This is a genomic window from Anaerosporobacter sp. (assembly GCF_965301125.1).
In genome coordinates, this window is the sequence record NZ_CBDLAM010000067.1 from 7,196 (window position 1) to 18,962 (window position 11,767).

At 34.9% G+C, this 11,767-nt stretch carries 8 protein-coding genes; all 8 read right to left on the minus strand.

The features are described from left to right. The coding region (locus ACW2QF_RS09305) for a glycoside hydrolase family 31 protein (RefSeq protein WP_455715725.1) at positions 1–2,313 on the minus strand (2,313 nt) is incomplete at its 3' end. A 44-nt stretch (positions 2,314–2,357) separates the two neighbouring features. Continuing rightward, positions 2,358–3,215 carry a patatin-like phospholipase family protein gene (locus ACW2QF_RS09310; RefSeq protein WP_455715726.1) on the minus strand — a complete coding sequence of 286 codons (858 nt, stop codon included), beginning with the start codon at positions 3,213–3,215 and terminating at the stop codon, positions 2,358–2,360. A 187-nt stretch (positions 3,216–3,402) separates the two neighbouring features. After that, complete coding sequence (locus ACW2QF_RS09315) at positions 3,403–4,263, minus strand: AraC family transcriptional regulator (RefSeq protein WP_455715727.1); 861 nt, start codon at positions 4,261–4,263, stop codon at positions 3,403–3,405. A gap of 145 nt (positions 4,264–4,408) precedes the next feature. Continuing rightward, positions 4,409–5,074 carry a nitroreductase family protein gene (locus ACW2QF_RS09320; RefSeq protein ID WP_455715728.1) on the minus strand — a complete coding sequence of 222 codons (666 nt, stop codon included), beginning with the start codon at positions 5,072–5,074 and terminating at the stop codon, positions 4,409–4,411. A 314-nt stretch (positions 5,075–5,388) separates the two neighbouring features. Next, on the minus strand, positions 5,389–6,786 hold the full coding sequence (mgtE, locus tag ACW2QF_RS09325; RefSeq protein WP_455715729.1) for a magnesium transporter: 1,398 nt from the start codon (positions 6,784–6,786) through the stop codon (positions 5,389–5,391). 172 nt (positions 6,787–6,958) lie between these two features. Continuing rightward, positions 6,959–7,849 (minus strand): GNAT family N-acetyltransferase, encoded by an 891-nt coding sequence (locus ACW2QF_RS09330; protein ID WP_455715730.1) that lies wholly within the window; start codon positions 7,847–7,849, stop codon positions 6,959–6,961. A 338-nt stretch (positions 7,850–8,187) separates the two neighbouring features. After that, a complete protein-coding gene (locus ACW2QF_RS09335) occupies positions 8,188–9,732 on the minus strand; it encodes an ATP-binding cassette domain-containing protein (protein WP_455715731.1) in 1,545 nt (514 codons plus the stop codon). Between the two features lie 429 nt (positions 9,733–10,161). Beyond that, a complete protein-coding gene (locus ACW2QF_RS09340; protein WP_455715732.1) occupies positions 10,162–11,454 on the minus strand; it encodes an HAD hydrolase family protein in 1,293 nt (430 codons plus the stop codon). Positions 11,455–11,767 lie beyond the last annotated feature (313 nt).

Consider the following 11,767-nt stretch of genomic DNA (forward strand, 5'->3'; position numbering starts at 1 on the left):
ATTAACTGTAATCATTCGTTCTCCATTAACTTTATCCATATCTTTTACTTGGAATTCTACAATATGGTCTAGGCAAATCACACGAACCGTTTTATAGATTGTATCATAGTCTTCATGTATAAGATTGATGGTACAAGTATTATTCTTGTCCACTGTGATTAGGAACTCATTGTATTCCCCTGCTTGGTAAGCAAAATCTTCACCATTATCTTGGTAATGTGTATAACTTCCTTTACCAGGATAAACATCAAGAATTAATGTATCTTGTTCCTTCTCTCCAACATAGTTTTGTTCTATATAATTAGGAAGAATCGTACCTGCTTTCACATAAACAGGGCAGACATCTAATGGTGCATCACGCAATATATATCTTCCTCCTTCTACTGACTCCTTCGTCCAGTAATCGTACCAAGTACCTTCTGGAAGATATACCATTTTGCAAGTTTGTCCTTGATCTAGTACTGGTGCAACCAATAGATTTTCCCCTACTAAGAATTCGTCATTCATGTTCCTTGCAATCTCATCATTCTCATAATGCATGATTAATGGGCGAACAATTGGCATTCCTTCTCTTTCTGCTTGATAGAATAAATCATAGAAGTAAGGAAGTAGACGATAACGTAATTTAATGTATTTACGATTAATGCTAATTGTTTCTTCATCAAATTGCCATGGTTCTTGAAATCTTGTTCCCTTAGCTGAGTGGTTTCGGAATAATGGAGAGAAGCAACCAACCTCTACCCATCTACATAATAATTCTTTGGTAACATCTGACCCAAAGCCACCCACATCGGTACCAACGAAAGCCATACCACTTAATCCAAGATTACATAATTGTGGAACTGCCATCTTAAGATGTGCCCAGATACTATGGTTGTCCCCTGTCCAAGCAGTTGTATACTTTTGACTTCCTGCATAGCAAGCTCTTGTAATTACATAAGGTCTTCTTCCATCTAATCGTTTTAATCCTTCATATGTTGCTTTCGCCATGAAATGTCCATAGATATTATGAACCTTTGCATGGTTTGCTTTCTTTACTCCATCCGAAAATACTACATCATCTGGAAGTTGTCCTTCAAAACTGGCCGGCTCGTTCATATCATTCCAGATTCCACGAACCCCTTGTTCCAATAAGAAAGAATGATTATTTCCCCACCATGTTTGTACGTCTTCATTCCCGAAATCAGGGAAGACCGATTTCCCAGGCCAAACAGAATTCACATAGATATCACCATCTTTATCCGTAGCAAAATATCCATTCTTCACGCCTTCTTCATATACGGGATATCCTTCTTCCACCTTTACCCCTGGGTCAATAATCGTTACAACCTTAAAGCCCTCCTCTTTAAGATCTTTGATTAATTTCTTAGGATCATCATAGCGATCCTTGTTCCAAGTAAATACTTTGAATCGCTCCATGTAATCAATATCAAGATGGATAACATCACATGGTAGATCATGATTACGTAGATTCGTTGCAATCTCACGTACTTGACTTTCCGATTCATATCCCCATCTAGATTGTTGATATCCAAGTGTCCAAATTTGTGGCACCGTAGTACGGCCTGTCAGATATGTGTAATTCTTAATTACCTCATTAATACTATCTCCAGCAATGTAATAATAATTTAGATTACCTTGATCCGCTCCAAATAAATAATATTCATCACTTTCTTTTCCCATATCAAAGTAACTACGATATGTATTATCGTAGAATAATCCATATACGCTATCTTTTGTTAATGCAATATAGAAAGGTATTGATTTGTATAATGCTTTGAAAGAATCCACTTGTGGATCTGGATTATCGGTATTCCACATTTCATATTCATAACCACGTTTATTTAAAAAGCCTGTTTTATCACCTAAGCCATAGAATGCTTCATCGCCTTGCATCTTCTTAAGTACTTCAATCTTGTAGTGTTCCTTCTTCCTCTCAACGTGATGTCCCTCTTGCATTGCCAGTTGAATAAACTCTTCACTTACACCATTGCGAACAACTCGCTCTCCTCTATAATCCTCACAGACTACTTTTCCTTCTTTATTATAAAAATCAATCTTAAAATCATCATATATCTTAGCTATAACGCTATTAGTTGCTATCTGAAGATACTCACCTTCCTTAACAACCGTAAATTCCGTATCCCTTTGCTTATTCCCCTCAATTGCGGATGATGGCTCTTCGTCACTATCAAATGAAGCAAATACATTCCATATCTCATCTGTAATAATAGTTATCTTGGCTTGTTTATTCTCAAATTCTAATATAATCTCTTGTTTCTTTACTTGGTGATTTAATAATTTACCAAACATCTTGATCCTCCAATATATCTACATAATTCCTGCAATCCCTTAATCTATCCATTAAGATATGCAATCATATCATCCATACGTTTATTCGCGATTGTCTTTCCTATCTCATACAAATCACGTAATTTCTGAATATCCTTCTCCACACGTGATACTACTACTGGTTCCTCTGGTCGAATAACAAAGATTTTGCCCTCATCTTCTAATTTAGCAATGGTTTCTTGTATCTCATTATAATGATTTGGTATCTGTTTTAATTTCTTAATTAAACGTGGATATTCTTTATAAGTTTTTTCATATGCACGTAACATTGGTTTTGAAACAGGGTGTTTTCGATATCCCTCTTGTCTAGTTAGCACAAGAACTATCTTCTCATACCCCTCATTAATTGCCCAATCAACTGGAATTGGATTTGCTATCCCTCCGTCGAGGCATTTCATACCTTCCACATGAACAATTGGTGAAAGTAATGGCATACTGCACGATGCACGACATCCCATCAGCAATTCTTCGGTCTTCCCTTTTTCAAATTCAACCAATTTTCCCGTTTTACAATCTGTGGCAAATGCAACATATCGTTGCGGAGAATTATAGAACGCCTCTTCATCAAATGGTAATAGCTCTTTTCCTATTTCATTAAATAAAAAATCAAAGTTAAAAATAGAATGATTACGAATCAAAGTACGTATTCCCAGAAAGCGTTTATCTTTTACATAATCCATATTAACTTTAGCCGTTCTTCCCATTTGCTTTGATACATAATTCAACCCACTTAATGAGCCTGCAGAAACACCTCCTACACAAGGAAATTCAATATCATTTGCTATAAATGTATCCAATACTCCTGCTGTAAATAAACACCGCAGGGATCCTCCCTCTAATATTAATGCTGTCCTCTCCTTCATGCTATCTTTCCTTTCAATCACTTACATTAATTGAGACAATTGAAAAGCTTATCTTGTCCCTCCTTTAAAAATATATAACGTATGAAAAGCAGTCGACTACTTCTCATACGTTACATTATACACATTACTATTCATATTTTCCAGTATTGGTAATTGTTACTATAATTATTCATCAAAAGAGATATTGTTACTTTTTACTTACTGGTATCCATATCTCACAAAAGCACCCTGGCTTTAGACTTTCTCCATATAGCTCAAAATCCGTATCATCTAACATATTGTACTCAGAACTTGGTAGGAATTCTTTGAAGATACGATCCCAAGTATCACTAATACAATTCTCATCCTCACCTATACATTCAAATACAGCAAAGAGTGTTGGCTCTACCTTCCAAACTTTATATCCAACTGGTACTTCTCCTCCCTCATACACTTTGCCTATTCCATACTCAAAATTGTTGCTCTCCTTAGATATCGGACCGCATACTCCATACATATCATGGTCTTTTGTATGCTCTGATAATACATCAATCACGCCTTGTTCTCCACATTCTTTCCAGAAATCAGGGATAGTACTTTTTCCATTCTCTGATAAGATTTCATTTGAAAATTCTTTCACCTTCGCTAATAACTGAAATTTCTCTCTTTCTACAATTCTAAAATTCATCACTGTTCCACCTTCCAATTTTATTTTAATTACTAGGCGGTTAAAGGATTTTAGTTGTATCCCAGCCCTCTTGGCGGCAATAGGTGTAATTCCATGAAATCTTGTAAATGCCTTTGTAAAACTTTCTGGAGTATCATATCCATATTTATAAGCAATATCAATAATTTTCTTATCAGATAGAATCAACTCTTGACCTGCCATAGAAAGTCTTCGATTTCTAATGTATTCATTCGCTGTTATTCCAACAATCATACTAAAAATCCTATGAAAATGATAGTTCGACATGTATACCTGCCTTGCTACGTCTTCATAATTAATGGGTTCTAGCAAGTGTTCTTCCATAAAAGTGATTGCTTTTTGAATACTTTGGATACAATCCATTTTCCTCACCTCCGGACTTAATTGTAAGGTTTATTTATGTACATTTCCTAATCTTGTTTGCTTGATTGTGTCGGATTAACAGATGTTCTCTTCTCTCATAATTGCTCGAAGATTTCTTGATATTCCCTCGGCTTCTTAATATTAATTAATTCCAGGTAAAATTATTAGTTCCTGCGCCAATCTCAAAGTGATATTTTGCTATACCTAGGTCGAGCTTGCTGTAGAATCCTAATCCTGGCTTAGCAGAAACTTTATCATCTTCAAGTGAAAAGGTGAATTTCTGCTGATTCATTGCAGTTGGTGCAAGTAATGCAGCTTCAATTCCATTTTTGAACCATTCTGGCATGGTTGCTGTTACCTTACTGACCTTCTCCACCGTTTTAGATTTATGTTCTACACCTTGCGTCTTTCCATAACCAAGTGCGATCACAACTGTCAGTTTTTCTCCAGAATCTACTTGAAAGGCTCCCGGAATCTTGCTATAGCTCATAGCAACCCAACAGGTATTAAGTCCCAGTTGTTGTGCATACAGTACTAACTTTTCGCCGTAATACCCACACAGTTCTTCTAGATTAGATCCTTTTTTGCCAATCATGGCAATATAGTTGGTTACACCCGAGAATTTTCCGTAATGTGCCATAAACCCATCAAAGGCTTTGGGCTCATCCGTAACAAGTTGAATATGTAGACCGCTTTCCCTATTGCATTCATCAATCTGCTTCTGGATAGCTGCTTTCTTAGCTTCATCTAGTTTTTTATCCTCATAACTTCTTACAGAATGTCTCTGCTTCATTGCTTCTAATAATTCCATTTATTTTTCCTCCCTCATCTCCCAGTGTCGTAAGTATTTTCTGACAGCTGGTTATCTCCCTGTTAATTGTTTTAAATCCTTTTCTAAATTCACACAGCCCTTTCGTTTAATTGTTTAAACCATTATAACATATAAAATATCTAAAAGTTCAATGATAAAGAAAATCGAGACGAATACTGAATCAAAAAAACAACTTTTCCAGCTGTGTCCATATATGAGCAAGTATATGCTCACAAAATGACATTCTGCACAGAAAAGTTGTCCCTTTCGTTTTAAAAGAATAGTGACTGCTTAATTTTGTAATATTCCCTTTATCAACTTGTTAATTGCAATACATTAATCAATAATGCCCATGCAACACCATAATAAGTAATTACCGCTACAAGGTCATTCACAGTTGTAATCAAAGGTCCGGAAGCAACTGCAGGATCGACCTTGATTCTATGAAAGAACATAGGTATCGTTGTCCCTACTAAACTTGATATCGTCATAGCAACAATGAGGGCGACACCAACACAGCCTGATATAGAGAATGCATAGATTGGTGTTTTTGCTTTGAAGAAATATATATACGCACCAATACATAAAAATGCTAAACTTCCTAGCAATAATCCATTGGTAAAACCTATTCTAACTTCTTTCAAAACTAACTGTACCTTATCTTTCCCAGTTAATCTTTCATCCATTAAGACACGGATTGTAACAGCTAATGATTGTGTTCCAACGTTACCAGCCATATCAAGAATTAATGACTGAAAACAAACAATCAAGGCGATTTGTGATACTACTTGTTCAAACATACCAACTACGGAAGATACAACTAATCCAAGTACAAGTAAGGCAATTAACCACGGTAAACGCTTCTTCATACTTTCGATAAGTGTTTCATCCAAATCTTCTTTGGCAGTTAACCCTGCTAATTTCGCATAATCATCTCCAAACTCGTCATCAACTACTTCTACAATATTTTGTGATGTAATTACTCCTAATAGTGTATCATTATCATCAAGTACCGGAATGGAATCTTCTGCATAGCCTTTCAAACGTTCGATACAATCATTAATCTTCTCCTGTGCCCTAACATAAGGGAATGATGTACTAATTAAAGACTCAAGCAAGGCGTAATCTCTTGCGCAAATTAAATCTTTCAGATCAATCGCTCCGTAGAACTTACCATTCTCGTCTTTGACATAGATTGTTGAGATATTATCGTTTTCTTCTGCTTTGTTAATTAATGTTTTCATTGCTTCTCTTATGGATAATGAACGTTCAATTTCAATATAGTTGGTGGTCATCTGGCTACCGATCTCATCTTCATCATAAGATTGTATTAATTCAATATCTTTCTTCGCTTCCTTCGTCATATATTGAATTAACTGTTCTCGCATATTAGAATCCACTTCATCAAGAGCATCAACCGCATCATCAGCATCCATATTTTCAATAATATCTGCTGCCATCCTTAAATCTAATTCTTCAAGATACTTACCGATATCATCTAAGAATGTGAAGATTTCAGAAACCTTCTCTACTCCAAGTATTTGATAAAGTCTCTTTCTATCTGACTCTTGCAAATTCTCTAATGCTTCAGCTATATCATTCTCATGGTAATCGTCTAACTTTTCTCTTATCTCTTGGTCCGATGCATTACTTGTTATTATTCCAATCAGTTCGTCTAATACTGTATCAGTCTTTCCGTTTTTATTCTGCATACTTTGATACCTCCTTTTCCATTCGTAGTTACTGTACTCGGGAGTAAATAGCAAACAAACGAATCAATCAACATTTTCTTAATTAGTATCTGTAATATTCGTTTATTCATACATAATCAGACCGGAAAGCATGTTGCTTGTGTATCCACATGTAAATCCTTTTTCATCTATCCTAGGCATGAGACAATAGTGGAAAATGTAATTGCTCTCTCTCTATTCTTTGAAGGTCTTCACCTATATAGAATAGCGTACAATCTTCCTCTTTGAATTCTTCCACCTCAAAACCACTCTTATCACTAGGAACGAAATCAAGTATTACAGCTTCTGCAACATCTGCAAAAGAGTCTAAAATCTCACTTAGTTCTACTTTTCTTTTTGCAATGAAACAACTTAGATTAAGAGTATTATCTTCTATCGTTGCCACTACATAGGTATCTAAACGCTTACTATAGTAAATGTCCTCCATCTCATGATAATAAAATCCCATTAACCCAAGGTTTCTCATGATCATTCCATCATTAAGTACTGCATCTTTAACGTATTCAAAAAACCTTACTCTATCCTCATTAGAAGGATTTAATATCTTAACAAATCCCTCAGAATTTTTAGACAACTTCTTTATCATCTCATCTTTGATCAAATGTTTTTTGTAGATGTATTCCTTACTAACTTGGAAGCCGAATTTAGGATAATACGAAATCACACTGTCATTTCCAAAAAGATAAATTCCATCACATTGATTTTTATAAGTAGCAATCACCTTTTCAATAAGGTATCTTCCTAATCCTTGATTTCGATACTCCTTAGCTGTCATAACTGTACCAATTTGAATATAGTTCTTTATCTCACCGTCAATTACAAATGTCATTCGATTTGCTGAAACATTAGCAACCATTCGATCACCGTCCATTAAGGAATGTGGCATATACATATCCTCTTTCCAATAACCATTCTGATACCATGATTCGAAATCAAAGCCAAATGTATCTCTTGTTAATTGATTTAATGCAGCTCTAAATAGATCATTGTCCTTATACTTTGTAACATAACTGTATTTTTCCATACGAATTCTCCCCTTTTTGTTCTTGTTTGTCTATAAAGTACACCCGCAAAACTCTTAATAAACAAGAATTGCTTCTTAGCTTACGTACTATGACTAAGAAACAATAGCGAAACATCTTAGCACTTCTTAGCGTGTACAGCATGACCTAGGAAGCCGAGCCAGCCTGAGCTGAGGCAGGATGCCGAATCGAAGGCGGTTCCGCATCTATTAATGAAGCTGAGTGTACACACTTAGAAGTACTTAGATGTGCAGCGTGTTTTGTGTCATAGTACGTCAGCTAAGAAACTATGAAATTGTATATAGAGTTTTGCCTCCAACACCTAAAAACACAGGTAGCCTTAAAGCCCCTCTATTTCTTTCTTCACTAATCCATTCTCCTTTAGTTCATAAATCGTATCACATACCTCACTCAGATATTTTCTGTCATGGGAGATACTTATAATCGCACCCGTATACTCCGACAATGTCCTTCTAATAACAGGGTTAGATAATGGTGAAAAATTACGAGTCGGCTCATCTAATAACAATACATTATATCCTTCCATACTCATTTTCAAAAGAATCAGTTTTGCTTTCTGCCCACCTGATAAATCTTCGATCTTGTGATTCATCTCATCTGCTGTATATTTCATGCTACCTAAATAGGTACAGATTCTTACATTCTCTTCCCTATCTCCAGTTCTAGTTAGGAACTGCACAGGTGTTTGATTCAAATCAAGAAGGTCCGTATAATTCTGTGGCATGTATGCGGCTTTTATATCTGTTCTTGCCAACATCTGCTTCGCGATTTGCTTCATTAAAGTGGTTTTTCCACAACCATTCTTGCCGACGATACAAACCTTCCTAGGTCCTTCTACGTGGATGCGAATGTCTTTTGATAATACGAAGTCCCCGATACACAGTTCATCTAATGAATAGTCCAGTACTACCTTACTATTTGGCATGGCTGAATTATTCGCAAACTTTATTAAAATGGCGTCTTCTGTTTCTGGAATATCTAGAAACTCTTCTTTCTGTTTCTCAAATCGTCTCCCCATTGCCTTAACAGAATGCATCTTTTTCTTTAGTAAACGTCCACCAGCTGGATCCTGTCTTGTTATTACATTCTGCTGATGTTCTACCTTTTGTTCAATCTGCATATACCGATCCATTTGTTTTTGATAATCACTTCTTTGTTTTCTCGCTACTTGTTCCTGATGCTCAAGGCCACGAATTCTCGTATCATAGTATTGTGCATATCCCATCTTAATCACTGTATGCTTAGGGACTGTCTTTCTTCTAACTTGCTCTAGATGAATTATCATATTAGCTGTATTCTCTAACAATGTTTCATCATGGGAAATATATAATACTGGCTGCCTACAATTGACTATAAACCTCTCTAACCATTTTAAAGTATCAATATCTAAGTCATTAGAAGGTTCATCTAGCAATAATAAATCTGGCTGTTTCATTAATAACCTAGCTAACTGTAATTTTACCTTCTCACCACCAGACATCGTATCTACTTTCTGATCTGAATAAAAACGCTCCATCAAAAATCCAACTTGGCGTGCGATATCCGTTAGCTCTTTGGGTGTTAATTCAGAAAATGCCTCCTCTTCTAGACAATATTCGTAAACAGTCTTCTCCAAATCTACACTGGATAATTCTTGTGCTAGATATCCAACATGATTATTTGGATTGATTATCTCACCTGTGTATTCGATATAGTCTTCAATTAAAGTTGAATTATAGATTAACTTCATTAGTGTGGATTTTCCGTTTCCTTCTTCCCCAATAATAGCAGCCTTATCTCCATCGTATAGGGTCAAAGAAAAATTAGCTAATATTGTCCGCAAATCTTTTTTATGTGAAATTGTTAGATTCTTAATCTGTAACATGAAATCATCTCCTTATTATAACATCAACAATGTTCATAACGTTTCCATTCCTTACATTGTTTGATAATCTAAATGTTATTGGCTACCTATGATACCGTAATGGTCCCATAAAAAAAATCTGCTTTCAGTACACTACCGAAAACAGATTCTATGCAAAAGGATTAATTTCAATAACATAGACAATTATAATAACCGCCTATCAATCTTATCGATGCATATACTAATCTATAATCGGTAACAGAAATAAACCTGACAAATCGCAGGTACCTGAAAGCATTTCTGTTGTACGAATTATCGATTAGTTACTCATCTTATCCCTCTTTTACTATATTTATTTACTACATTTTTATTACTACTTCCTTCATAATATCAAATAAGTGCTCCCATGTAAAGCCATTAATTGTAAATCCTTCTATATTGGTATATAGACTACTTTTTAAAGTTAAAATTCACCGTTTCATACATCTTCTTAATAACACGCACTACTCGGTTGGTATCTCCTGGCTCAATAAAGACATCGTAGTTATTTGGTATACTTCCAAAGGTAACTACTTTTTTTATATTCAAATCTTGCACTAGATAATCTAACATATTATTCTTACTTGCATTCTTATTATAGATCTTGATATAGGCATAACCTGGATAATCATCAGAATTATACTTCAATACTTTGCAATTCTGTGTATATCCTTTCTCTTCTAATACCAAATAGAATCGTTCAATGGTTTCGATGCGATCAAGTATCATAAGATATACAACTTCTTCATTCTCTGGTAATTTTCTCTTCACGTAATTTCTAAAAGGAGAACGCCTCATCTGAGTTACAAGATCATTCTGTACTTCATCTTCCATCTCTTGATAGTAGATCACAAGCATGTCATCTATTACCACATTGACGAAATATTTAAGTCCGTTTTCCTCCATTAAATCGATGATTTCTTTGGCTTTTGTATAAGATATGATGTATTTTCTTAAATAGCGTTTCTGATTAATATCATATAATACAGCACCATCCATTGCTATTACAGGTAAGTTAAGACGAATCGATTGCATTGGTTCCATCATAGATGCTGGCGTACGTTTTGTTGATATCGTAAACTTCGCCCCATCATCTAAAATACGATTTAGCTCAAAACGACTGTATGCAGACATATTATCATTCTTATTCAATAAAGTATCATCAAGCCCTGATAGGAATAGAATATCTCTGTTTTTTTTCTTTGGCAGATGGACTGCATTCACCCCAACCCCAATAATAATACCGATCATTGTATCTAGAAAACGATTCCACACAAATAGATATGGATTCTGATCCGCTAAGTGATTTACTACGATACTTAGAAATACTACACAAGAAAAATAAGAAGCTTCTTTCTTATTAATTACAACAGTCGTATAGATAACAACAACAATCATTAATACCACTACAAGATTATACACCATAGAATGACTAATTGGGGACCAATCTAATTGGTTACTTACCAAAATAACAGCTAGTCCATACAATGCACCTATAATAGTGCCAACCGTTCTTTGTTTTGCACTTTTCAAACTATTTTTTACATATAATTGCATACACCACAAAGCTGCTAATTGAGAATAGAATACAATTCCGTTCCCCTCTCGAAACAGTGCAACTACATAACACAATGCTACTGCAATCGCTGATTTAATAATTCTCATCCCCACTGGAGGGAGCTCCAAGTGTTTAATCGTCTTCATTTTGATACCATCCACAAACAACAAAGTTGCTTGCTATTTCCTTTCTTCTCTAGCTCATTTCTCTTTTGTAAATCAACCTATATATTCCATGATTTTTCTATTATAGATTTCATAAAATGATTTTTCAAGATACTTATCAAATTTTTATTTTAATTAAGAATCTCTCATCATAACTACTCATTTTAAAGTAGTTAATATCATTAATATACATAATTTATGCAATACTTATGTATTAAGTCTTTATGTAATAAATGCTAATGTTCACGAAACAAACACATTCTTTTCACAATTCGATTACAAATATACCCTATAA

Bases quoted from the DNA above. Each gene is read 5' to 3' on its own strand.
- ACW2QF_RS09310 (WP_455715726.1), bottom strand. From the start codon at position 3,215: ATGAAGGAGAGGACAGCATTAATATTAGAGGGAGGATCCCTGCGGTGT.
- ACW2QF_RS09335 (WP_455715731.1), bottom strand. From the start codon at position 9,732: ATGTTACAGATTAAGAATCTAACAATTTCACATAAAAAAGATTTGCGG.
- ACW2QF_RS09330 (WP_455715730.1), bottom strand. From the start codon at position 7,849: ATGGAAAAATACAGTTATGTTACAAAGTATAAGGACAATGATCTATTT.
- ACW2QF_RS09340 (WP_455715732.1), bottom strand. From the start codon at position 11,454: ATGAAGACGATTAAACACTTGGAGCTCCCTCCAGTGGGGATGAGAATT.
- ACW2QF_RS09315 (WP_455715727.1), bottom strand. From the start codon at position 4,263: ATGGATTGTATCCAAAGTATTCAAAAAGCAATCACTTTTATGGAAGAA.
- ACW2QF_RS09320 (WP_455715728.1), bottom strand. From the start codon at position 5,074: ATGGAATTATTAGAAGCAATGAAGCAGAGACATTCTGTAAGAAGTTAT.
- mgtE (WP_455715729.1), bottom strand. From the start codon at position 6,786: ATGCAGAATAAAAACGGAAAGACTGATACAGTATTAGACGAACTGATT.